The sequence below is a fragment of the Pseudonocardia hierapolitana genome, from assembly GCF_007994075.1.
In the GTDB taxonomy this organism is placed as follows: domain Bacteria; phylum Actinomycetota; class Actinomycetes; order Mycobacteriales; family Pseudonocardiaceae; genus Pseudonocardia; species Pseudonocardia hierapolitana.
Map to the genome: position 1 here is coordinate 3,568,018 of NZ_VIWU01000001.1, position 23,251 is coordinate 3,591,268.

A 23,251-nucleotide genomic window follows, 5' to 3' on the forward strand; every position below is an offset into this window, starting at 1 on the left:
GACGCGAGCCGTTCAGGGCGCGCCGTTCCTGGTTGCGGCCTCGGTGGCAGTCGCAGGGCCACCCACGACCGTTGCGTCGCTGGGACGATGGTCGTCGTGAGCTCGACAGCGCTTGCCGCCTTCCTGCGGGCCCGCCGGGCCCGGATCCGCCCCGAGGACGTCGGGTTGCCCGGTGGCGTGGGACTGCGGCGCACCCCCGGCCTTCGACGGGAGGAGCTGGCCGCGCTCGCGGGAGTGAGCGTCGACTACTACATCCGGCTGGAACAGGGCAAGGAGACGAACCCGAGCAGCGCGGTGCTCGGCGCGCTGGCCGGCGCGTTGCGGCTCGACGACGAAGCGCGGTCCCACCTGTTCGCGCTCGCCGACCACGTCGCCAGGCGCAGGCGGGTGCACCGCCCGCCGGACCGCGCGGTCACAGCGAGCATGCGGCTGCTCCTGGAGAACCTGCGCCCGTGCCCGGCACTGCTGCTGAGCCGCACCAGCGATGTGCTCGCCGCCAATCCCGAGGGCCTCGCGCTCTACCACGGTCTGGTCGAGTGGCCGCCCGGCCGGAGGAACACGATCCGCTACATGTTCCGGCATCCGGGGGCGCCTGCGCTGTTCGGGGACTGGCGGTCGTCGGCGGCGGGAGCGGTTGCGGACCTGCGCACGGTGCTCGCCACCGACCCGGACGCGCCCGACGTCGCCGCGCTGGTCGAGGAACTGTCGGCGGTGAGCCCGGAGTTCGCCTCGCTCTGGGAGCGCCACGACGTCCGTCGCAAGAGCGGCGCGCAGAAGGTCTTCCACCACCCGGCGGTGGGGACGCTCTCCCTGGTGTGGGAGGTGCTGCGCTCGGGTGACGGCAGTACCCGGCTCACCGTCCACCAGGCTGCACGGGGCACGCCGGACCACGACGCGCTCTCGCTGTTGGCGATCGCCGCCGACGCCGCCCGGTAGCTCTCAGGCGCCCTTCTCCTTCTTGCCGAGCGCGCCCGCGACGAGGACCGCGGCCCAGATCCCGAGCGGGATCGCGGGCCAGAACGAGTGCAAGGAGCCGGACAGCAGTGAGGTGCCGCCCCAGATGGCGATCATGATGATCGCGCCGCCCAGCCACTCGCGCCACTCGTTCGTCCACTTGCGGTGCTCGAGGGCCGCGGCCGGCTGCGCGACGGCGGGCACCGTGACCGGTGGGAGATCGGCGGTGATGGGCTCGAGCTCGCCGTAGGTGGTTGCGGCGTACGCCGAGCGCACGCGGTCGTCGTACTCGGAGAGATCGAGCCGGCCCTCGTCGAGCGCGATCCGCAGCCGCTCGGCCGTGGCAGCGCGGTCGGCATCGGAGATGCGCATGCGGCTGCGGTCGGCGTCGGGGCTCACGAGCCCGATCGTACGAGCGACGGCCGGGCCGGGCATCGATCCTTCGGCGGACCTCGTGGGTCAGATCCGGCGGGCGGAGTTGAACTTCATCCGGCCCATGTCGGAGATCTTGACCGGGCTCTTCCGGGTGCTGGCGTGCACGACCTTGCCGTCGCCGATGTAGATGCCGACGTGGCTCACCGGCTTGTAGAAGAACACGAGGTCGCCGGGCTGCAGCTCGCCGCGCGAGACGGGCGTGCCGACCTTCGACTGCGCTCGACTGGTGCGCGGCAACGACTTGCCCGCCTTCTTGAACGCCCACGAGACGAGGCCGGAGCAGTCGAAGGCGTTCGGGCCGCTCGCCCCGTACCGGTACGGGGAGCCGACCTTGCTCATTGCGTGGTCGACGGCTGCGGCCCGCGTTGCAGCGGCTGCCGCACCGGCAACGGCGGGCTCGGCGAGCACGGGCGCACTCTGGACGACCGGGGTGACGGTCACCGCGACGGGGGCGGCGGGAGCGGCCTCGGCGGCGCCGGGGAGCACGGCGAAGACGGAGGCGGCGGCAGCGGCGGTGGTCACGACGGCGGCGCGAACCGCGAGAGCGGGGAGGTGCTTGGGCACGGGGTGGTCCTCGGGGTAGCACCGACGGACGGGTCCCGCGGGCCGGGGGAGCCCGCAGGAACCGACGGGATGCGTCCTGCACGGCCCCATCTCGCATCCGGGCCGTGCCACATCCCGCCTGTCCGGCGGTGACCCTGCGCCCGCCGCTCCCGTTGAGCGTCGGTGGCGCAGAGCCGTCCGGCAGATTACGAACGCATTTCAATGCCCAGTCATGACGAAGCTCTCAATTCATCGGTCGCTATCCGGTGAACCTGCTCACCGTCGATTGGGCCGAATAGGGCACGTTCCGGACGCGCGTACTGCTCCGTGACCGGGTTGATCTCCGCAGCATGGGTGACCTGCGGCACAAGATGTGACGAGATGCGTTCGTGATTGCATCAGACGAGTGAAGTTGCTTCCGGAATGGAACGGAGGCGGAGTTTTGGGAAAGGTTGTCGATCTGCAAACGAATCAGCCCCGGTCGTGGCGGTAGGGCCACGGCCGGGGCCGGATGGGGTGCCGGAGCCGGTGGAGGGGGTCAGCGCTCCCGTTCGCCGCGGATGAACTCCTCCACCGCCTGGCGGGCGACGTCGTCGCTGTACTGCTCGGGCGGGGACTTCATGAAGTAGCTCGCCGCGGAGAGCACGGGCCCGCCGATTCCCCGGTCCTTGGCGAGCTTGGCCGCGCGTACGGCGTCGATGATGATCCCCGCGGAGTTGGGTGAGTCCCAGACCTCGAGCTTGTACTCCAGGTTCAGCGGCACGTCGCCGAACGCCCTGCCCTCGAGCCGGACGTAGGCCCACTTGCGGTCGTCGAGCCACGCGACGTAGTCCGACGGCCCGATGTGGACGTTCTCCTTGCCGAGGTCGCGGTCGACCTGCGACGTGACCGACTGGGTCTTCGAGACCTTCTTCGACTCCAGCCGCTCCAGCTCCTTCATGTTCAGGAAGTCCATGTTCCCGCCCACGTTGAGCTGCATGGTGCGGTCGAGCTGCACGCCGCGATCCTCGAACAGCCGGGCGAGTACGCGGTGGGTGATGGTGGCGCCGACCTGGCTCTTGATGTCGTCGCCGATGATCGGCACGCCCGCGACGCGGAACTTCTCGGCCCACTCCGGGTCGGAGGCGATGAACACCGGCAGGGCGTTGACGAACGCGACGCCCGCGTCGAGGGCCGCCTGCGCGTAGAAGCGGTCGGCCGCCTCGCTACCGACCGGGAGGTAGGACACGACCACGTCGGCGCGGGTGTCGCGGAGCACCTGCGCGACGTCGACCGGCTCGTCGTCGGACTCGTCGATCGTCTCGCGGTAGAACCGGCCCAGCCCGTCGAGCGTGTGGCCGCGCTGCACCGGAACGCCGAGCGGCGGGACGTCGCAGATCTTGATCGTGTTGTTCTCGCTGGCCGAGATCGCCTCGGAGAGGTCGCGCCCGACCTTCTTGGCGTCGACGTCGAACGCGGCCACGAACTTGACGTCGCGCACGTGGTACCCACCGAAGTCGACGTGCATCAGGCCGGGCACGCGCGTGGCCGGATCGGCGTCCGCGTAGTAGTGCACGCCCTGCACCAGCGACGCCGCGCAGTTCCCCACGCCGACGACGGCGACACGGACCTCACTCATTGCGGCTCCTTCTCTCGTCTTCCTGGTCTGCGGGTTCCGCCTCGCCCTGCGCCGCGCGCTCGGTGGCGATCAGCTCGTTGAGCCACCGCACCTCCCGCTCGCAGGTGTCGAGGCCGAGCTGGTGGAGCTGCTGGGTGTAGTTGTCGATCTGCTCCCGCGCCCGGACGAGGGCCGCCCGCAGCCCTTCACGGCGCTCCTCGACCGCCCTCCTGCGGCCCTCGAGGATCCGCATGCGCGTCTCCGCGGGTGTGCGGGAGAAGAACGCGAGGTGGACGCCGAAGCCCTCGTCGTCCCACGCGTGCGGTCCGGCCTCGGAGAGCAGCTCGGCGAGGCGCTCCTTGCCCTCGGCTGTGATCCGGTACACACGACGGCTCCGCCGGGGCCACGCCCCGGGTTCCGGTGCCGGCTGCTCGGGGTCCTCGACGATCAGGCCGGCGCGGGTGAGGCGGCGCAGCGCCGGGTACAGCGACCCGTAGGAGAACAGCCGGAAGCCGCCCAGCCTCAGCCCGAGCTGCTTGCGCAGCTCGTAGCCGTGGACCGGGGCCTCCTGGAGCAGGCCGAGGATCGCCAGCTCGAGCACGACGACCTCACCTCCGTTGCCGCGCCGCGATACCACGTGCCGATAGCGCGAGGCAGTATATCGGGCCGATACATCATGGCGCAGTCCCGAGATCGGGCGCGGGTGATCCGCCGTAGATCGATCGGGCTGCCGGAGGCGTTCACGCGCGTTCGCGGGTGGGGTCCGCGTACCCTGACCGGGTGCGCACCCAGCGGCAGGTGGTCGACTACGCGTTGCAGCGCCGTGCGCTGCTCGCTGAGGTCCACTCCGGTCGGGTCGGTGTCGCCGAGGTGTGCGACGCGAGCCCGTACCTGCTCCGAGCAGCGCGTTTCCACGGTGAGCCCACCGATCGCCAGTGCCCGGTCTGCCGCAAGGAGCGGCTCACGCAGGTCTCGTGGATCTTCGGTGACGAGCTCAAGCACGCCGCGGGATCAGCACGCAAGCCAGAGGAGATCGAGCAGCTGGCGAACGTCTACGCCGACTTCTCCGTGTACGTGGTGGAGGTCTGCCGCACCTGCAGCTGGAATCACCTCGTTCTGTCCTACGTGATGGGCACCGGCGACGCTCCCCACAGCCGCAGGTCCGACCGACGCAGGACCGCCGCCGAGTGACCGCAAACCCTTCCCCCGAACCCCCGGAGCAGCGGTGAGTGATCAGCGCGACCCCCGGTTCGACGCGCCGCGGGGCCGTCCCCGCAACCAGTACGGTGGCCCGCCGCCCCGGCCCGGTGGCCCGGGCGCGCCGCCCGGCGCGCAGCGCAGGCAGGGCCCGCCACCGGACCCCCGCGTTCCGCCGCAGCGCTACCGGGCCGACGGTCCGCCGCTCCAGGGCAGGCGGCCCCCGGGGTCCAGGCAGGCGGTCCCCCTGCTCACCCACGATGACGACGACGACCCCACCGCCATCGTGTCCGGTCACGGCCCCCGCACCGCGCCCGCGGATCGCCCCCGCCGACCCGCACCGGGCGGTCGCGGGCGCAAGAAGGTCTCGCCGTGGCGCCGCGTGCGCCGGATCTCCTACGTCGTGCTCGGACTGCTGCTGCTCGGCCCGTTCGTCGCGTTCGTCGTCGGCTGGTTCATCTTCCCGGTGCCGTCGTCGCAGGACGTGGCGCTCGCGCAGGTGGCCACCTTCAAGTTCGCGGACGGTGGGGACCTCGCCACCGTGCGCCCGGACAACGAGAACCGCATCGCGGTCACGCTCGACAAGGTCCCGAAGCACGTGCGCGACGCGGTGCTGTCCGCGGAGGACCGCTCCTTCTACTCGAACCCCGGCTTCGACTTCATGGGTATCGGCCGCGCGGTCTACAACCAGCTCACCGGCGGTGTCGGTGGTGGTTCCACCATCACCCAGCAGTACATCAAGGTCTCCACCGGCGAGGACGACTTCTCCCTCTGGCGCAAGTACAAGGAGGTCGTCCTCGCGGTCAAGATCTCCAGGGAGAAGACCAAGGACGAGATCCTCGAGAACTACCTCAACACGATCTACTGGGGACGAGGGGCGTCCGGCGTCCAGGCGGCGGCGCACGCGTACTTCAACAAGGACGTCGGGCAGCTGACGGTGTCGGAGGGTGCGATGCTCGCCGGCGTCATCCAGGCCCCGTCGCGTTGGGACCCCGCGAAGAACCCCGAGCGTTCGCAGGAGCGGTGGAACTTCGTGCTCGACGGCATGGTCGAGCAGGGATGGCTCGACCGGGCCGAGCGGGCCACGCAGACCTTCCCCGCGCTCCCGGAGGTCCAGGAGAACTCCGGCGGTGGCGTCCCCGACGACGACCGGTTCCACATCTACGAGCGCGCCCTCGCCGAGCTCGAGGCCAAGGGGGTAAGCCAGGACCTGATCGCGACCCGTGGCGTCACCGTCACCACCACGGTCCAGCAACCGCTGCAGGCCGAGGCCGTGGACGTCGTGAAGAAGCAGATGGCGCGGCAGCCCGACAACCTGCGCAGCGGCTTGGTCTCCATCGACCCGAAGACGGGGGCGATCCTCAGCTACTACGGCGGGACCAACGGGCTGGGCATCGACTACGCGGGCGAGGCCTTCCGCCAGCCCGGGTCGTCGTTCAAGCCCTTCGTGCTGGCCGCCGCGCTGGAGGGGAACGACGGCTTCGGCCTCGGAACCCAACTCGACGGCAGCGGACCACGGGCGTTCACCGGCCGGCCCGGCGTGGTGCGCAACGTCGAGGGCGTCAGCTGTGAACTGTGCGGCGCGAAGTACGCGATGACAGAGTCGATCAACACCTGGTTCTACGAGCTGGGCATCAAGGTCGGACCGGACAACGTCGCCAAGGCCGCCCACCAGGCCGGCATCCCGGACGACCTCCTGCCCAACCCGACCGGTGGTATCGCGCTGGGCGACAAGGAGGTGCACCCGGTCGACATGGCCTCCGCCTACGCCACGTTCGCCGCCGAGGGCGTCTACCACGAGCCCTACATCGTGTCGCGGGTCGAGGCCGCCGACGGTGAGGTCCTCTACGAGCACAGCGACGACACCGGACGGCAGGTGATGTCGCAGCAGGTCGCGCGCAACGTCATCGAGGCGATGCTCGACGTGGCCGGCAAGAAGGGATACGGCCTGCCGGGCCGCCAGGTCGCGGCGAAGACCGGCACCGCGCAGCTCGAGGGCAGCGCCACCGACAACCGCGACGCCTGGTTCGTCGGGTTCACCCCGGGGAAGGCCACGGCCGTCTGGGTGGGAACGGACAAGAGCGATCCGATCCGCAACGCGCAGAATCGCCCGATCTTCGGCAGCGGTCTGCCCGGCCAGATCTGGCACGGGTTCATGAAGACGGCCACCGAGGACGACCCGCCGGAGCAGTTCTCCACCTTCGTCCCCATCGGTGATCCGCCCACCGACGAGTCGTTCGACTCCGAGGAGTCGTCCTCATCCGACGAGGACGACGAGGACGACGAGGACTCGGACAGCGACGAGGACCGGGACAGCGACTCGAGCCGGTCGTCCGACGACGACAACGGTTCCTCGGGAGACAACAACTCCCGGTCGAACAACTTCAGCGGAGACGAGGACGGCGGCCGGAGCAGCGACCAGCCGACGTCCGCGGACACGCAGGACACGGGCACGTCCGGGACGTCGGGATCGGCGAGCCGCGGTCAGTCGGACCGCTCGGCCGTGGACCGCACGTCCGACAGCGGTCCCGTCGGGTGAGTCGGCGGGTGCGGGAGCCGGACAACCCGCCCGCCCGTGTCGTTCCCACCTGGTCCGAGCCGCTCGCGGTCGCCGCGAGCCGGCTGATCGGCGGGCCGCTCGGCAGGCACGCCCTCGTCGGCCGGAGCCGGTTCTGGACGCCGCTGCGCGTGATCCTGCTGCTCGCGGTGGCGGTGCTGGCGCTCGGTTGGATGGGCAAGGCCCCCTGCCTGCAGCAGTACACCACCGATGACGGCACGGTCGCGCTGGACTGGCGCAACAACCGCCAGTACGTCGCGATGTGCTACTCGGACACGGTCCCGCTCTGGGGGATCGAAGGGCTCGACCGCGGTGCCGTGCCCTACCGCGACCCGTGGATCGAGGGAGAGGGCACCGACGACGAGCAGGTGCGGTACATGGAGTACCCGGTGCTCACAGGGTACTTCCAGTACGTCAACGCGCGGCTCGCCGATGCGTGGGTGTCGGCAGCGAACGTGGTCCCGCTCCTGCCCTCGGCGCTCCCCGTCGTCGTCTACTTCGACATCAGCGCCGCATGGCTGGCGCTGGCCTGGCTCGTGGCCGTGTGGGCGGTGCACGCGCTGCGGCCGAGTCGTCCGTGGGACGCGGTGCTGGTCGCGCTGTCCCCGCTGGTGGCGGTGCACGTGTTCACCAACTTCGACGCGCTCGCCGTCGCCTGCGCCACCGCGGGGATGCTCGCGCTCGCCCGGCGGAGGCCGCTGCTCGCCGGCGCGCTGCTCGGGATCGGTGGCGCCTTCAAGTTCTACCCGCTGATGTTGCTCCTGCCTGTCCTGCTCGTGGCGTTGCGCACGCGCCGGATCAGCACGGCCCTGCGCACGATCGGTGCAGCGGTGGGAGCGTTCGTGCTCGTCAACGCGCCGGTGGCGCTGCTGTACCTCACGGGATGGGCGGAGTTCTTCCGGCTCAACCGCACCCGCCCGGCCGACCCGGACTCGCTCTACTTCGTCGTGCAGTACTTCACCGGATGGCACGGCTTCGACGGCAAGCTCGCTGACGGCGAGCCGCCCGCCGTGCTCAACGCCGTGTCGGCCGCGCTCTTCGTGCTCTGCTGCGTCGCGATCTGCGTGCTGGCGCTGCGCGCACCGCAGCCGCCGCGGCTGGCATCGCTCGCCTTCCTCACGGTTGCGTCGTTCCTGTTGGTGAACAAGGTGTGGAGCCCTCAGTACTCGCTGTGGCTCGTGCCGCTCGCCGTGCTCGCGCTCCCGCACTGGCGGCTGTTGCTGGCGTGGATGGCGGTGGACGCGCTGGTGTGGGCACCGCGGATGTACTACTACCTGACCCCGGCGAACAAGGGCCTGCCGCCGGACTGGTTCCTCGGCACGGTGGTGCTGCGCGACGCGGTCGTCGTGCTGCTGTGCGTGCTGGTGGTGCGCACAGTGCTCCGCCCGGACACCGACCCGGTGCGGAGGGCGCGGGAAGCGGTCGACGCGGACCCGGACTGGCCCGCGGCGACGAGCTCTCCCCCGAAGGTGGTCAGCACGACCGCCTGACCGCTGGCACGCTTCCGGTGTGCCCGTCTCCCGCGATCACGTCGACGCCGCGTTGCGGCGCTTCTCCCGGCAGCCGCTGGATCGGCCGGACCTCAAGCCGGCAGCCGTCGGGATCACCCTCGTCGCGGACGGCACGGCGTTCCTGCTCACGCGGCGCGCGGCGACGTTGCGCGGGCACGCCGGTCAGTGGGCGCTACCGGGCGGCCGGACGGACCCGGGCGAGGCCCCGGCCGCGGCAGCCCGTCGCGAGCTCGCCGAGGAGCTCGGCCTCGTGCTGGACGCCGACGCCGAGCTGGGCCTCCTCGACGACTACGCCACGCGGTCCGGGTACCTGATCACGCCGGTGGTGCTGTGGGCGGGCATCGAGCCGGTGTTGCGGCCCAACCCGGTGGAGGTGTCCGAGGTGCACCGGGTGTCCCTCGACGCGATCGACGTGGACCCGCGGTTCGTCACGATCACCGAGTCGGATGCACCCGTGATCCAGCTGCCGATACTCGGCCGGTACGTGCACGCGCCCACCGCTGCCGTGCTCCACCAGTTCCGCGAGGTGGTGCTGCAGGGCCGTTCGACCCGCGTGGCCCACTTCGAGCAGCCGGTGTTCGCCTGGCGGTAGCTGCGCCGGGAATCAGGAGCGCGCCACCCGGACGGGCCTGCGCAGCGGGGTGGGCGCGTACGCGTCGGCCGGAAGCTCGGCTTCCTCGTCGGGGGTCAGGAGGTCGAGCTCCTTGCGGGAGCCGACGTCCAGCCAGTCGTGGGCGAGCCGACGGGCGAGGTAGTCGCCCACCGAACTGGCCTGGGGGATGTCGGGGTCGTCCGTCATGCCCATCGGCTCGAAGCGTTGGTTGCGGAACTTCGCCACGAACTCCTCCAGCGGGACGCCGTGCTGCAGGCCGAGCGAGACGGCGATCGAGAGCAGGTCCATCAGACCGGCCGTGGTGGAGCCCTCCTTGCCGAACCTGGCGAACACCTCCCCCAGCGACCCGTGCTCGTCGGCGTTCGCGATGACGCAGAACTCGGTGCCCGCGACCTGGAACGAGGTGGTGGTACCCCGGCGGGAGCGGGGCATCCGCTGCCGCGCCGAGTGGGCTGGGTCGCTGGTGCGTGCGGGAAGCGCCATGAACGGGCCGGTGTCCTTTCCGATGCCACATGTAGGTGATCCACGCGACATCGCCACTAGATGTTGTGGTTCGCACGGTACCGCGAGGGGCCGACAATCCAGCGGCGAAACGCCGTCCCCACCGGGGGTTGGCGACGATCGGGTGCTCCGGTGCGGCCCCTCGGGGTGCGCTGTACCGGTGCCTAACCCACCGACTCGGCCAACGGCGTGCGCCGCGGCGACGCCGCGACCGCGAGCCGGTCGTGGACGCGCAGGAACACGACGAACAACGCGACGAGCAGCGCCGCCCGGCCCCACACCCCGACCGTGACGGCCTGCGCGGCGAAGCCGTCGTATATGCCGGACGGGAGGCCGGCATGGAGCTGGTAGTACCAGCGGAAGATGCCGATCCCCATCGCGAGGTCCGCGACGAGGTAGGCACCGACCAGCGACCACGGCACCCGCACCAGGACGAAGAACGGCAGGAGCCACAGGGTGTACTGCGGTGAGTGGACCTTGTGCAGCAGCAGGAAGCCGCACAGCATCGCCGCACTCACCCCTACCCACGGGTAGATGCCCTCGCGGCGGTAGCGCCACCAGCCCACCGCGACGGCCACCGCGAACGACAGCAGCACGAGGGTGGGCGAGAGCCAGTCCATGGTCGACTGGAAGTCGACGTTGTCGGGGTCGGACTCGGGGCGGAATCCCCAGAACCAGATCGAGTTGGTGGTGAAGTCCACCTTGCGCAGCTGCTGGAACGTGAACGACGCCCGCCAGCCCTCGTAGCCGGCGAGCATGAACGGCACGTTCACCAGGACCACGGTGGCCGCTGCCGCGAGCGGCCCCCGGACCGCCGCGCGCCAGTCCAGCCGGCCGGGCTGCGAGGCCACGAGGACGTACAGCGCGAGCGGCAGCACGAAGGCACCCGGGTACAGCTTGAACGCGAAGCCCAGCCCGAGCAGCACGCCCGCCACGGTGCCGCGCTGGGCGAGCGTGCGGTCGGTGCGCCAGCCGTGCACGGCGAACACCGCGGCCACGGCGCAGGCCACCACCGGGAGGTCCCAGTTGTGGAACGCGTAGAGCACGAGGGGCGGCCCGAGCGCCCACAACAGCGCCCGCCATCGCGCGAGCCGGCCCAGCAGCCAGCCGGTGACCAGCCCGAACGGCGCCATCAGCAGCGCCGACCCGAGGAGGAAGCCTGCGTCGGTGTCGGCGAACAGTGCGCCACCCCAGATGAGCAGCCCGGTGAGCACCGGGTACTCCACGGAGCCCCCGAGCAGCTGGCCCTCCGGGCTGATCGACCCGCTGACGTAGGGGAAGACGTGGCGGTCGATGTCCCGGCCGATCCACAGGTGCTGGATGTCGGAGTAGCAGACGTCGCGCTCGATGCGGACCCTGTAGTCGGGTGCGCTGCGGCCGGCCTGGTCGAACTCGGGGCCCGTGCAGCGGGCCTTGTTCTCGTAGCCGAGCAGCAGCGTGACGCCGGTGAGCAGCACGAGCGCCGCGAGCACCAGCCGGCCGGCGCGGGCGGCCGGGTGCACCGCGGCCGAGACCTGCTCCCCCGGTGCGGTGCCCACCGCTGCGCCGGTCACGGCCCGGACCCGCGGACGGGTTCCGCCACTGCCACCGGCGTCACGCTCCGAGCCGCTCACGCAGGAATGCGATGTCGGCGGCCTGACCCTCGGCCGGTGTCTCGACCACGACCGGGGCGCCCGCCGCGGCGCACACGGCGACCAGTGCTTCGGGATCGATCGTGCCGTCGGCGATGTTGGCGTGGCGGTCGCGGGAGGAGCCGAACTCGTCGCGCGAGTTGTTGAGGTGGACCAGGTCGATCCGGCCGGTGATGGCCTTGGCGCGGTCGACGACGTCAACCAGCTCCACGCCCGCGGAGAACGCGTGGCAGGTGTCGAGGCAGAAACCCACGCCGAACTCGCCGACCGCGTCCCACAGGCGGGCCAGGTCCTCGAACCGGCGGGCCATCGCGTTCTCCCCGCCGGCCGTGTTCTCGATGAAGATCGGGACCGCGAACCCGCCCGCGTCCATCTGCCGCTCGATGAACTTGCGCCAGTTCTCGAAGCCCTTCGCGGCGTCCTCGCCCTGGGTGACGTGCCCGCCGTGGACGACGAGGCCGATCGCCCCGAGCTCGGCGGCGAGCTCCGCGTGCTGCACCACGATCTTGCGGGACGGGATGCGGATGCGGTTGTTCAGCGAAGCCAGGTTGACGGGGTAGGGAGAGTGGACCACGACCGTGAGGTCGCTCTCCCGCAGCTGGGCGGCCTGAGGGTGGCTCGGCGGCTTCTTCCAGCTCTGCGGGTCGGCGAGGAACAGCTGCACGATGTCGGCGTCGCGTTCCGCCGCCGAGACGAGCGGGTCGTCCTCGCGCGCGTGTGCCCCGATGAGCATGCGGGCCAGAGTAGTGACCACCCCCGACGGCGGCGCCATGGGTGCGTGTGCGATCGCGAACGCCGGTCCCGCGCGCGGGTCGCAGCGTTCGCGCTGGTAGCCTCGATGCGTCACCCCGACCGGCGCTCGCCGAGCGCCGCGCGCCGCCGATGGCGGCGATTGTTGTCGGGGTCCGATGAGAACCTCCTGTCGCGGAAGGACCGCGGCCGTTCCAGTCCATAGGAGGTGAGTGGTTCTCATGCGTCATTACGAGCTGATGGTCATCCTCGACCCCAGCCTGGACGAGCGCACTGTGACGCCGTCCCTGGAGACGTTCCTCAACGTCGTTCGCAGCGACAAGGGCACTGTCGAGAAGATCGAGGTGTGGGGCAAGCGCAGGCTCGCCTACGAGATCGCCAAGCACGCCGAGGGCATCTACGCCGTCCTCGAGGTCACCTGCGAGCCGGCCACCGTCGCGGAGCTCGACCGCCAGCTGGGCCTCAACGAGTCCGTGCTGCGCACCAAGGTGCTGCGTCGCGAGCCGAAGAAGGCGGCCGCGCGCGCGGCCGTTGCCGAGCCGAAGCGGGCCGCGCCCGCCACCGCGGGCTGAGGGCGCCGACGCGATGGCCGGCGAGACCGTCATCACGGTGATCGGCAACCTCACCGCCGACCCCGAGCTGCGCTTCACCCCGTCCGGGGCCGCGGTCGCCAACTTCACGGTGGCGTCCACCCCGCGCACCTTCGACCGCCAGTCCGGCGAGTGGAAGGACGGCGACGCGCTGTTCCTGCGGTGCAACGTCTGGCGGCAGGCGGCGGAGAACGTCGCCGAGTCGCTCACGCGCGGAATGCGCGTGATGGTGTCCGGGCGCCTGCGGCAGCGGTCGTTCGAGACCCGCGAGGGCGAGAAGCGCACCGTCGTCGAGCTCGAGGTCGACGAGGTCGGCCCGTCGCTCCGCTACGCCACGGCCAAGGTCAACAAGGTGAACCGGGGCGGCGGCAGCGGAGGCTACGGCGGCGGTGGCGGCGGCGGTGGTGGCGGCGGGTACTCCGGTGGAGCCCCCGCCGACGACCCGTGGGGATCCGCGCCGCCTGCCGGCAGCGGCCCCATCGCCGACGACGAGCCCCCCTTCTGACCCCACGCCTCTCGTAACAACCAGGAGTACTACCCATGGCCAAGCCCGTCCTGCGCAAGCCGAAGAAGAAGGTGTGCGCGTTCTGCAAGGACAAGGCCCAGGAGATCGACTACAAGGACACCGGCCTGCTGCGGAAGTTCATCTCCGACCGCGGCAAGATCCGGGCCCGCCGGGTCACCGGCAACTGCCGTCAGCACCAGCGTGACGTCGCGGTCGCGGTCAAGAACTCCCGCGAGGTCGCGCTGCTGCCCTACACCTCGACCGCTCGCTGAGGAGGAGTACCGGTATGAAGCTCATCCTCACCGCCGACGTGCCCAACCTGGGTGCTCCGGGCGACATCGTCGAGGTCAAGGACGGCTACGGCCGCAACCTCCTGCTCCCCCGCAAGCTGGCCATCGTGGCCACCCGGGGCGCGGAGAAGCAGGTGGCGGCGATCCAGCGCGCCCAGCGCGCCCGCCAGATCCGCGACCTCGGCCACGCCAAGGAGGTCGCCGGCCAGCTCGGCGCGCTCAGCGTCACGGTCAAGGCCAAGGCGGCGGGCGACTCCGGTCGCCTGTTCGGTTCGGTCACGGCCGCCGACGTGGTCGAGGCCGTCCGCACCGCGGGCGGCCCCGCGCTCGACCGGCGCACCGTCGAGGTGTCCGGGCAGATCAAGACCGTCGGCACCCACAAGGTCGCCGTGCGGCTGCACCCCGAGGTCACCGCCGAGCTGGACGTGAACGTCGTCGCCAGCTGATCGACCTCATCGCACGAGCCGAGCGAGCCGTGTCCGCACCTCCGCGGACACGGCTCGCTCGTTTCTGTACAGCCGTCGCTGTTACTCAGAGTGAACGGGGCGGAACGTGGATCAGGGATCCACCGTTCCGCCCCGTTCACATTTCCGCGGACTCCGGAGAGGTGTCGAGCCACCCGTCCAGGTGGCGCGCCGAGAAGTGACGGCGGCGTCGCCGAGTGCTCGGCCGAAGGCGCCGAGTGGGCGGTCTCCGCGGCGTGGCGACACGCCGAGAGCGCCTCGTCCGGCGTGTCGCGAGAGAAAGTTGTCCACATCTGCCTATAGTGCTTTGACCTGCACATACGCCGAAGATTGACTAGTTGTCCCCACGTCTTCCACAGGTTGCCCCCTGTGTCTTCCCTGCGCGGCACCGATCCGTCCCCAGCCCGTCCACAGCTTCGCGCACAGGCTGGTTTGGTCGCTTCGGAGCAGGCCCTTAACCTGCCTTGCGGGGTGCGAGGACTCGACTCGGCCGACGGTTCCCGTTCTCCGGGACGTCATCCGGACGTCGTCGAGCTTATCGAACCTTTGTTCGATACAATGGCGGCAGGGGGTGACGCTACGTATGGCTCTGGCTGACGACCGTCCGGCGGGGAGACCGCGTCCGGTCCGCCCCGCGGGCGAGGGGCCTGACACGAACGGTGTGTTCGACCGGCAGCCCCCGCAGGACCTCACGGCCGAGCAGTCGGTGCTCGGCGGCATGCTCCTGTCCAAGGACGCCATCGCCGACGTCGTCGAGATCCTGCGGCCCGACGACTTCTACAAGCCGGCCCACCAGACGGTCTACGACTGCATCCTCGACCTGTACGGCCGGGGTGAGCCCGCCGACGCCGTCACCGTGTCCGCGGAGCTGCAGCGCCGCGGCGAGCTGATCCGGCTCGGCGGCGCGCCCTACCTGCACACGCTGATCGCGACGGTGCCCACGGCCGCCAACGCGGCCTACTACGCCGAGATCGTCGCCGAGAAGGCGATCCTCCGCCGGCTCGTCGAGGCGGGCACGCGCATCGTGCAGCTCGGCTACCACGGCGCCGACGGAGCCGAGGTCAACGACGTCGTCGACCGCGCGCAGGCGGCGATCTACGAGGTCACCGAGCGGAGCACCAGCGAGGACTTCGTCCCGCTCGAGGAGCTGCTGCAGCCCACGATGGACGAGATCGACGCCATCGCATCGCGCGGCGGCGTGGCCCTCGGCGTGCCCACCGGCTTCGCCGACCTCGACGCCGTCACCAACGGCCTGCACCCCGGCCAGATGATCGTCGTGGCGGCGCGGCCCGGTCTCGGGAAGTCGACCCTGGGGCTGGATTTCGCCAGGTCGTGCTCGGTGAAGCACGGCCTCACGAGCGTCGTGTTCTCGCTGGAGATGAGCAAGTCCGAGATCGTCATGCGCCTGCTGTCGGCCGAGGCGCGGATCCGGCTGGCCGACATGCGCGCCGGCCGGATGAGCGACGACGACTGGACGCGCATGGCGCGGCGCATGAGTGAGATCAGCGAGGCGCCGCTGTTCATCGACGACTCGCCCAACCTCACGCTGATGGAGATCCGCGCCAAGGCGCGGCGGCTCAAGCAGCGCCACGACCTCAAGCTCGTCATCCTCGACTACCTGCAGCTGATGACGTCCGGCCGCAAGGTCGAGTCCCGGCAGCAGGAGGTGTCGGAGTTCTCCCGGCAGATCAAGCTCCTCGCGAAGGAGCTGGAGGTGCCGGTCGTGGCGATGAGCCAGCTGAACCGTGGCCCCGAACAGCGCACCGACAAGCGCCCGCAGCTGTCCGACCTGCGTGAGTCCGGGTCGATCGAGCAGGACGCCGACATGGTGATCCTGCTGCACCGCCCCGATGCGTTCGAGCGCGACGACCCGCGGGCGGGCGAGGCCGACCTGATCCTGGCCAAGCACCGGAACGGGCCCACGAGCACCATCACGGTGGCCCACCAGCTGCACTACAGCCGCTTCTCCGACCTGGCCCACGGCTGACGCGCCGGCGGAGCGCCGATTCGTGGTCGACACCCTGCTCGCCCACGAGGCCGCGGTCACGAAGGCGCTTGCCGGAGACCCAGCCCTCCCGCGGTAAGGCGCCCGAAATCGGTTGCACCACCCGATGCGGGTGGTGACGATCACCGGCGTCCTCGTTCCCGGCGACCGGAGCCCCCCGATGCGCGAACTCCTCGGAACACCCCAGCGTCCCCATCGCTCCGTGGTATTCGAGGACTTCGTCGCCCATGCCCCTCAACATCGGGATTCTCGCTCACGTCGACGCCGGTAAGACCAGCCTCACCGAGCGCCTGCTCTTCGACACCGGCGCCATCGCGCGCCTCGGCAGTGTCGATGGCGGCGACACCCAGACCGACACCGGCGCCATCGAGCGGCAGCGCGGGATCACCGTCCGCTCAGCGGTGGCGGCTTTCACGGTCGGCACCACCCAGGTCAACCTCATCGACACCCCGGGCCACCCGGACTTCATCGCGGAGGTCGAGCGCGCGCTCGGCGTGCTCGACGGGGTGGTGCTCGTTCTCTCCGCCGTCGAGGGGGTGCAGGCGCAGACGCGGGTGCTGATGCGCACGGTGTGGGACATGCGGCTGCCCACCCTGCTGTTCGTCAACAAGATCGACCGCCGCGGCGCGCGGCACGAGGAGCTGCTCGCCGAGGTCAGGCGAACGATCGCCCCGAATCCGATCAGGATGACGAGAACCAGCGGCCTCGGGACGCGGGTGGCTGCTGCGCTCGCGGAGCCGCTCGACGCGCCCGAGATCGTGGAGGCGCTCGCCGAGGCCGACGACCGCGTGCTCGCCCGCGTCGTGGACGGCCCGCCGCTGACGACCGCCGAGGTCGTGGACGCGCTGGCGGCCGGTACCGCCGCCGGGCGGGTCCACCCGCTGTACGCGGGTTCCGCGGTGAGCGGTGCGGGCATCCCGGCGCTGCTCGACGGGATCGTGCGGCTGCTCCGGCCCGCACCGGTGGTGGCCGCGGCCGAGCCGCAGGGCACCGTGTTCGCCGTCGAGCGGACGCCGTCCGGGGAGAAGCTCGCCTACCTGCGGCTCTTCGCGGGAGAGGTGCGGCCGCGGCAGCACGTCGTGATCCACAGGCGCCACCGGGACGGCGGCTGCGAGGAGCGGGAGGCGCAGGTGACGTCCCTCCGGGTGATCGGGCGGAACGGCACCGCACGGCTGTCGGCCGGTGACATCGGCCGGCTGGGCGGCCTGGAACCGAAGGTGGGTGACCGGATCGGCCTGGACGGTGACGAGGAAGGCCCGCGTTTCGCCCGCCCGACGCTGCGCACGGCCGTGCAGCCACGCGACCCGGCCGATGCGGGCCGCCTGCACGCGGCGCTCATGAGCCTCGCGGACGAGGACCCGCTGATCCACGCGCAGGTGGTCCCGGGCGGCGCCACCGAGGTGCTGCTGTACGGCGAGGTGCAGAAGGAGGTCATCGCGGAGCGGCTCACCGTCGAGCACGGCGTCGAGGCGGACTTCACGCCGAGCCGGATCGAGTGCGTCGAGCGGCCGGTCGGCGTGGGCGAGGCCGTCGAGGAGTTCGGACGGCGCGGGCCTGCGCTCGGCCGCTTCTGGGCGACGGTCGGCCTGCGCGTCGAGCCGGGGCCCCGCGACAGCGGTGTGACGTTCCGGTACGTGACCGAGCTCGGGGCGCTCCCGCGCGCGTTCCACACCGCCATCGAGGAGACCGTGCACCTCGCGAGCAGGCAGGGACCGCAGGGGTGGTCCGTGACCGACTGCCGGGTCACGCTCGTCCGCTCCGGCTTCCTCGCCCCGATGAGCGTGGCCGCCGACTTCCGAGGCCTGACCGCGGTGGTGCTGGCCACGGCACTGGAACGCGCGGGCACGCAGGTGTACGAGCCGTACCACGCGTTCGAGCTGGAGATCCCGGCCGACGTGCTCAGCGAGGTCGCCTCGCGCATCACCGCGCTCGGGGCGCGCATCGCGGAGACCGCCGGCGACGCCGGCCGGTGGCGGCTCAGGGGCACCGTTCCGGCCCGCCGGACGGACGCGGTGCAGCGCAGCCTCCCCGGCCTCACCCGTGGAGAGGCGGTGTGGTGGACCCGTCCCTCGGCCGATCAGCCGGCCGCGGGCGTGGGTCTCACCTGAGGAATCACCTCCGCCAGAACAGGTGGTGCGTCACGCCGCTCGGGCTGGGCACGATCTCGAGGTGGAAGCGGTCGAGCAGCTCGTCGGGCGACTCCCAGAGCCGCACCCCGGATCCGAGCTCCACCTGTGAGACCGCCACGTGCATGGTGTCGACGAGGTCGGCGTCGAGGAACTCCCGGATGGTGGTGGGGCCGCCACCGAGCCGGACGTCCTTGCCGCAGGCCGCCTCCCGCGCCTGCTCGAGGACGGCGGCCGGGTCGCCGTCGACGAAGTGGAACGTGGTGTCGGAGAGGGTGAACGAGGGGCGTTCGTGGTGGGTCAGCACGAACACCGGCGTGCGGAACGGGGGCTCGTCGCCCCACCAGCCACGCCAGTCGTGGTCGCGCCACGGGCCGCGCAGCGGGCCGAACTTGTTGCGGCCCATGATCTCGGCACCGATGTTGTTGGCGTAGTCCCGGGTGAGGTAGTCGTCGAGGCCCCGGCTTCCGCCGGGGTCGGTGCGCATGGGCCAGCTCGCCGTGGCGCCGGCCCAGGCGAACATGTCGCCCGGGTCGGCATGACCGAACGGCCTCTCGAGGCTCTGGCGCTCGCCCGCGCCGAACCCGTCCCGCGAGACGTTGAAGTTCTGGACTCTCAGCAGTTGCTCCACGCGAAGAGGTCGGAGCCGGGGCAGGGCTCTTGTCACGGCAGCTGAGTGATGGCCGTCACAGTCGGCTGAGGTGGTCCCGGGCCGCCCTCGCGACGTCGGCGGGAACGCCGAGCTCGTCGAGCATCGAGGCGGCCGCCGCCATCTCCGCCGTGCGGCGCACCGCGTGCCGGTAGGACCCGGTGACCAGCCGCTCCACCGTGGTGGCGTCGGCACGCGTGAGCTCGTTCTCGATGAGCCCCCGGAGCCAGTCCTCGCACCCCGCGGCCCGGGCCGCGGTCAGGGCCTCGACCACAGCGGCCGACATCCCCTTGAAGAACACGCTCCGCAGCAGCTTGCGTTCGGCCGCCAGCCCGGCCGGCCCGGCCATGACCTCGACCGACGCGCCGAACGGACGCAGGATCTCCGCCACGCGCATGGCGCCCTCTCCCGTGGCGAGCATCGGCACCCGCAGCCCGTGCCCCGGGACCGGCGCCATGATCGCCACGTCGGCGAACGGCACCCCGTGGGCCGCCGCGATCTCGGCGAGCCGACGCTTCGTCCCGGGGGACGCCGTGTTGAGGTCGGCCCACATCGCGGCGGCGCCGACCCCGGCGGTCAGCGCGTCGACAGCGGCGGACGCGCTGTTCACGCTCAGCACGACGTCGGCGCCCTCGGCGGCCTCGGCCTCGGAACCCGTGTCGAGCACGCCGTCCGTCGCGGGGACGGCGGGGTCGTAGCCCCGCACCACGGCGCCCGCCGCGAACAGGTCGCGGGCCAGCGCGCCGCCGGCCTCGCCCAGGCCGAGCACGGCGATCGTTGCGGTCATGGGCTTCCTCTCCTCGGCGGCACGACGGACCGCCTTGATGCTGCCGCCATGATTGTCGACAATTCGGGCGGCGGTTGCAGCGAAGGAGATCCATGACCGGCCATCCACGCCCATCGGCCCACGCTCGCGAGCTGGTGCGCGGTGCCTACGACGTGCACATCCACGTCGCGCCCGACGTGATGCGACGGCGGATCGACGACGTCACCCTCGCGGAGCGGTTCGCGGCCGTCGGCATGGCGGGCTTCGTCCTCAAGTCGCACTACGCACCCACCGCGGAACGGGCGGAGGTGGTCCGGCGGGCCCATCCCGGCGTCGACGCGCTCGGGGCCATCACGCTCAACGCCTCCGTCGGCGGGCTCAACCCGATCGCGGTGGAGATCGCCGGCCGCGGGGGAGCGCGGTTCGTGTGGCTGCCCACCGTGGACAGCGCCAACCAGCGCTCCTGCCTGGCCGAGGAGCCAGAGGGTGCGAAACCGCCGATGTGGGCGCAACTGCAGGCCGACCTCGCCGCGGCCGGCATGGCCGCCGATCCGGTGGACGTGCTGGACCCGGATGGCGAGGTGCTGGAGCGCACGCGGCAGGTTCTGCGGCTCGTCGCCAAGCACGACATGACGCTCGCCACCGGGCACCTGCACCAGGACGAGTCGGCGGCGGTCATCGACGCCGCGCTCGACGAAGGCGTGCGGCGGATCGTCGTCACGCACCCGGAGTTCACCTCGCAACGCATCGGCGTGCAGCGCCAGCGCGCGCTCGCGGCGAAGGGCGCCGTGCTGGAACGTTGTTACACAACCCCGTACACCGGCAAGGTGTCCTGGGACGTGTGGCTGGGGAACATCCGCGAGGTCGGGCCGCGCCACTCGGTGATCTCGAGCGACCTGGGCCAGCCGTTCAACCCGCCGGTCGAGGACGGGCTCGCGCTGGCCGCCGACCGCCTGCTGGCCGCCGGGTTCACCGACGACGAGGTGCGGCTGATGACCGTCCACAACAGCCGCAGGCTGGCCGGTGCCGATCCGCTGCCCGACGCGCCCGCGGATCCGCCGTGACCTGGCCTCGCCGCCGCTGCTGCGATCTCAGGCCGGGTGAGCGGCCACGTGCTCCTCGATCAGCCTCGTCGCCTCGTCGGCGGCCTCGATCGTGGCGAGGTGGGCGGCCTCCAGCACCTCCAGCCGCGCGCCGGGGATGCCCTCGACGATCGTGCGTGCGTGCGGTTCCACGGGCGTGGACGGGTCGGCGGAACCGGCGATCACCAGCGTGGGCGCCGTGATCGCGCCGAGCCGGTCGCGGTGGTCCCACACCTCCAGCGCCTGGCAGCAGGCGAGGTAGCCGTCGTCCGGGGTGCCCGCGACCCACGCCGCCGCCTCGGCGACCGCGTCCGGGTGCGCCGCGGCCCAGCCGGGCGTGAACCACCGCGACACGATGCCCTCCGCGAGCGGTGCGGTGCCGCCGGAGGAGACCGCCGCGATGCGCTCCTTCCAGACCGTGGTGTCGGGGAAGTTCGAGGAGGTGCAGCACAGGGTGAGGCTCGAGACCCGTTCGGGCGCCTCGGACCCCAGGTACATCCCGATCATCCCGCCCATCGACAGCCCGCACCACGCCACCCGCTCCAGGCCGAGCCGGTCGAGCAGGGCGAGCACGTCGCCCGCGAGGTCGGCGATCACGTACGGGCCGGGCGGCACCGGGGAGCCGCCGTGCCCGCGGTGGTCCACCCGGATCACCCGGAACCGCTCCGTGAGCGGCGCGACCTGCGGCCGCCACATGTCCAGCGTGGAACCGAGCGACCCGGACAGCACGAGCGCGGGCGCGTCGCGCGGCCCCTCGTCGACGTGGTGCAGCTCGACGCTCACGAGGTCCCCTTCTCGCCGACGGTGCGCATGGAGCGCAGCGTCTCCAGCTCGGTCGTGCTGGGCGGCGCGGTGATGACCAGATCGGCGGCGACCTGCAGCGGCCACCCGGTCTCGGCCCGCACCTGCTCCACCGTCACGCCCTGGTGCAGCGCGGTGAGCACCAGCTCGGCCGTGTCCGGGTCCGGTTCGAGGACGCCGAGATCGGTGATCACGCGGACGGGGCCGGCCCCGCGCAGCCCGAGCAGCTCCCGGTCGCCTCGCCCGCTGCCGTGCCCGACGGAGGTCACGAAGTCGACCTGCTCGACGAACGCCCGCAGCCGGTGCCGCATCACGACGATCACCTCGCGGCACGAGGCGGCGATCTCGGGAGCGCCTCCCGAGCCGGGCAGGCGGACGGCCGGCTCGTCGTACTCGCCGATCACGGTCGTGTTGATGTTTCCGAGCCGGTCGATCTGGGCGCCGGAGAGGAACCCGACGTCGATGCGGCCCGGCTGCAGCCAGTAGTTGAAGATCTCCGGGACGCTGACGACGGTGAGCGCGGAGTCGGCGAGGATGCCGTCGCCGATGGAGAGCGGCAGCTCCGCCGGCGTGGTGTCGAGGGTGCCCGACTCGTAGATGAGCACCAGCCGCGGGGCGTGCAGCCTGCGGGCGAGGTTGGCGGCCGTGGACGGCAGGCCGATCCCGACGAAGCAGGCCTGCCCGTCGCGCAGGGCGCGGGAAGCCGCGATGCTCATCATCTCGTCGGCGCTCCAGGTCGTCGCCGACTGCGTTCCGGCCACGGGCTCCGCGGTGCCGGTCATGCCGCCTCCTCGATCGTGCGTCGCCAGCGCAGGAACGCCTCCCGGTCGCGGCTGATCGCGTCCCAGGCCCGGTACGCGGCGTTGTCGCGCTCGTAGTACCCGTGTGCGTACGACGGCGCCGCGCCTCCCGGAGCCGTCGCCACGGCGTCGAGCACCCACCCGGGCAGCACCACGGCCCCCGGCACCGGCGTCAGCTCGTCGACGATCTCCTCGACGGTGGCGAGCGAACGGCGGGCCGCGAGCACGGCCTCCTTCTGCACGCCCGTGATGCCCCACAGCTGGACGTTGCCGTCGCGGTCGGCGCGCTGGGCGTGCACGATCGCGACGTCGGGGTTGAGCGCGGCGACGGCGGCCAGCCGTTCGCCCGTGAACGGGCACTGCACGGTGGAGATCGTGTCGGTGTGGTGGGGCAGATCGGTGCCGCTGTAGCCGCGGAGCACCGCGAACGGCAGCCCGGAGGCGCCTGCCACGTACCGGTTGGCCATGCCGGCGTGGCTGTGCTCCTCGATCTCGAGCGGGACGGGCCAGCCGGTGGCGAGCGCGTCGCGCATCCGGTGCAGCGACCCGACGCCGGGGTTGCCGCCCCAGGAGAACACCAGCCGAGACGCGCAGCCGGCGCCGATCATCTGGTCGTAGATGAGGTCGGGGGTCATCCGCACGAGCGTGAGGTCTCGCCGGTGCTGGCGAATGATCTCGTGACCAGCGGCGAACGGGATCAGGTGCGTGAAACCCTCGAGGGCGACGGTGTCCCCGTCGTGCACGAGCTCCGACACGGCCTGCGGCAACGGCACGATCTTGGCCACGCCGGAACGGTAGTGCGCCTGCCCGGACCCGGCAATCGAGGACGCTCCCATTCCTGCGTGTGGCACCAGCGGGTGATCCCCATGACGCTGGGCGAGGCG

The 23,251-nt window shown here is 71.6% G+C and carries 24 protein-coding genes; 12 read left to right on the forward strand and 12 right to left on the reverse strand.

Translation table 11 applies throughout. The features are described from left to right. The first annotated feature begins 96 nt into the window (after positions 1–96). Positions 97–936, forward strand: coding sequence for a helix-turn-helix domain-containing protein (locus FHX44_RS17020; protein ID WP_212612520.1), 840 nt, complete (start codon positions 97–99; stop codon positions 934–936). A gap of 3 nt (positions 937–939) precedes the next feature. On the opposite strand, the gene FHX44_RS17025 is transcribed toward FHX44_RS17020, so the two are convergent. From FHX44_RS17025 to FHX44_RS17040, 4 genes are all read right to left on the reverse strand, one after another. After that, positions 940–1,353 (reverse strand): DUF1707 SHOCT-like domain-containing protein, encoded by a 414-nt coding sequence (locus FHX44_RS17025; RefSeq protein ID WP_246170440.1) that lies wholly within the window; start codon positions 1,351–1,353, stop codon positions 940–942. A gap of 60 nt (positions 1,354–1,413) precedes the next feature. Next, on the reverse strand, positions 1,414–1,953 hold the full coding sequence (locus FHX44_RS44240; RefSeq protein ID WP_425469136.1) for a C40 family peptidase: 540 nt from the start codon (positions 1,951–1,953) through the stop codon (positions 1,414–1,416). A 517-nt stretch (positions 1,954–2,470) separates the two neighbouring features. After that, positions 2,471–3,550 (reverse strand): inositol-3-phosphate synthase, encoded by a 1,080-nt coding sequence (locus tag FHX44_RS17035; RefSeq protein ID WP_147256691.1) that lies wholly within the window; start codon positions 3,548–3,550, stop codon positions 2,471–2,473. After that, positions 3,543–4,130: a PadR family transcriptional regulator gene (locus FHX44_RS17040; protein ID WP_147256692.1), complete on the reverse strand. Its 588-nt coding sequence runs from the start codon at positions 4,128–4,130 to the stop codon at positions 3,543–3,545. The genes FHX44_RS17035 and FHX44_RS17040 overlap by 8 nt, the downstream gene beginning before the upstream one ends. Before the next feature lie 179 nt (positions 4,131–4,309). On the opposite strand from FHX44_RS17040, the gene FHX44_RS17045 reads away from it, so the two are divergent. Genes FHX44_RS17045 through FHX44_RS17060 form a run of 4 tightly spaced genes read left to right on the forward strand, consistent with a single transcriptional unit; the run spans position 4,310 to position 9,386 of the window. Further along, on the forward strand, positions 4,310–4,720 hold the full coding sequence (locus FHX44_RS17045; protein WP_147256693.1) for a DUF5318 domain-containing protein: 411 nt from the start codon (positions 4,310–4,312) through the stop codon (positions 4,718–4,720). Between the two features lie 34 nt (positions 4,721–4,754). Then, positions 4,755–7,265 carry a transglycosylase domain-containing protein gene (locus FHX44_RS17050; RefSeq protein WP_246170441.1) on the forward strand — a complete coding sequence of 837 codons (2,511 nt, stop codon included), beginning with the start codon at positions 4,755–4,757 and terminating at the stop codon, positions 7,263–7,265. Then, a complete protein-coding gene (locus FHX44_RS17055) occupies positions 7,262–8,773 on the forward strand; it encodes a glycosyltransferase family 87 protein (RefSeq protein WP_147256694.1) in 1,512 nt (503 codons plus the stop codon). The genes FHX44_RS17050 and FHX44_RS17055 overlap by 4 nt, the downstream gene beginning before the upstream one ends. Before the next feature lie 19 nt (positions 8,774–8,792). After that, entirely contained in the window at positions 8,793–9,386 is a 594-nt protein-coding gene (locus FHX44_RS17060) for an NUDIX hydrolase (RefSeq protein ID WP_147256695.1), read from the forward strand. Between the two features lie 12 nt (positions 9,387–9,398). Here FHX44_RS17060 and FHX44_RS17065 read toward each other — a convergent pair whose 3' ends face one another. From FHX44_RS17065 to FHX44_RS17075, 3 genes are all read right to left on the reverse strand, one after another. After that, a complete protein-coding gene (locus FHX44_RS17065; RefSeq protein ID WP_147256696.1) occupies positions 9,399–9,890 on the reverse strand; it encodes a TSCPD domain-containing protein in 492 nt (163 codons plus the stop codon). A gap of 182 nt (positions 9,891–10,072) precedes the next feature. Beyond that, positions 10,073–11,461 (reverse strand): glycosyltransferase family 87 protein, encoded by a 1,389-nt coding sequence (locus FHX44_RS17070; protein ID WP_425469137.1) that lies wholly within the window; start codon positions 11,459–11,461, stop codon positions 10,073–10,075. Between the two features lie 40 nt (positions 11,462–11,501). Next, entirely contained in the window at positions 11,502–12,272 is a 771-nt protein-coding gene (locus tag FHX44_RS17075; protein WP_147256697.1) for a deoxyribonuclease IV, read from the reverse strand. Positions 12,273–12,510: 238 nt separating this feature from the next. Here FHX44_RS17075 and rpsF point away from each other — a divergent pair, with 238 nt between their 5' ends. From rpsF to FHX44_RS17105, 6 genes are all read left to right on the forward strand, one after another. After that, positions 12,511–12,861 (forward strand): 30S ribosomal protein S6, encoded by a 351-nt coding sequence (rpsF, locus tag FHX44_RS17080; protein ID WP_147256698.1) that lies wholly within the window; start codon positions 12,511–12,513, stop codon positions 12,859–12,861. 13 nt (positions 12,862–12,874) lie between these two features. Further along, complete coding sequence (locus FHX44_RS17085; protein ID WP_147256699.1) at positions 12,875–13,384, forward strand: single-stranded DNA-binding protein; 510 nt, start codon at positions 12,875–12,877, stop codon at positions 13,382–13,384. A gap of 35 nt (positions 13,385–13,419) precedes the next feature. Next, on the forward strand, positions 13,420–13,656 hold the full coding sequence (rpsR, locus tag FHX44_RS17090; protein ID WP_013678623.1) for a 30S ribosomal protein S18: 237 nt from the start codon (positions 13,420–13,422) through the stop codon (positions 13,654–13,656). Positions 13,657–13,670: 14 nt separating this feature from the next. Next, entirely contained in the window at positions 13,671–14,120 is a 450-nt protein-coding gene (rplI, locus tag FHX44_RS17095; protein ID WP_147256700.1) for a 50S ribosomal protein L9, read from the forward strand. 601 nt (positions 14,121–14,721) lie between these two features. Next, complete coding sequence (gene dnaB / locus FHX44_RS17100) at positions 14,722–16,125, forward strand: replicative DNA helicase (RefSeq protein WP_147256701.1); 1,404 nt, start codon at positions 14,722–14,724, stop codon at positions 16,123–16,125. Positions 16,126–16,370: 245 nt separating this feature from the next. Next, on the forward strand, positions 16,371–18,251 hold the full coding sequence (locus FHX44_RS17105; RefSeq protein WP_147256702.1) for an elongation factor G: 1,881 nt from the start codon (positions 16,371–16,373) through the stop codon (positions 18,249–18,251). Between the two features lie 4 nt (positions 18,252–18,255). Here the strand turns inward: FHX44_RS17105 and FHX44_RS17110 are convergent, their stop codons facing one another. Both FHX44_RS17110 and FHX44_RS17115 read right to left on the reverse strand, forming a co-directional pair. Then, positions 18,256–18,900, reverse strand: a complete 645-nt coding sequence (locus FHX44_RS17110) for a dihydrofolate reductase family protein (RefSeq protein WP_147256703.1) — start codon at positions 18,898–18,900, stop codon at positions 18,256–18,258. Between the two features lie 55 nt (positions 18,901–18,955). Beyond that, a complete protein-coding gene (locus FHX44_RS17115) occupies positions 18,956–19,705 on the reverse strand; it encodes a DUF1932 domain-containing protein (RefSeq protein ID WP_147256704.1) in 750 nt (249 codons plus the stop codon). A 92-nt stretch (positions 19,706–19,797) separates the two neighbouring features. On the opposite strand from FHX44_RS17115, the gene FHX44_RS17120 reads away from it, so the two are divergent. Further along, on the forward strand, positions 19,798–20,748 hold the full coding sequence (locus FHX44_RS17120) for a DUF6282 family protein (RefSeq protein ID WP_147256705.1): 951 nt from the start codon (positions 19,798–19,800) through the stop codon (positions 20,746–20,748). A gap of 27 nt (positions 20,749–20,775) precedes the next feature. Here the strand turns inward: FHX44_RS17120 and pcaD are convergent, their stop codons facing one another. Genes pcaD through FHX44_RS17135 form a run of 3 tightly spaced genes read right to left on the reverse strand, consistent with a single transcriptional unit; the run spans position 20,776 to position 23,152 of the window. Beyond that, positions 20,776–21,549 (reverse strand): 3-oxoadipate enol-lactonase, encoded by a 774-nt coding sequence (gene pcaD, locus FHX44_RS17125; RefSeq protein ID WP_147256706.1) that lies wholly within the window; start codon positions 21,547–21,549, stop codon positions 20,776–20,778. After that, positions 21,546–22,349 carry a CoA-transferase subunit beta gene (locus FHX44_RS17130; protein WP_147256707.1) on the reverse strand — a complete coding sequence of 268 codons (804 nt, stop codon included), beginning with the start codon at positions 22,347–22,349 and terminating at the stop codon, positions 21,546–21,548. The genes pcaD and FHX44_RS17130 overlap by 4 nt, the downstream gene beginning before the upstream one ends. Further along, the gene (locus FHX44_RS17135; RefSeq protein ID WP_147256708.1) at positions 22,346–23,152 is read right to left on the reverse strand and encodes a CoA transferase subunit A; all 807 of its coding nucleotides are present in this window, start codon (positions 23,150–23,152) and stop codon (positions 22,346–22,348) included. The genes FHX44_RS17130 and FHX44_RS17135 overlap by 4 nt, the downstream gene beginning before the upstream one ends. Between the last annotated feature and the right edge of the window lie 99 nt (positions 23,153–23,251).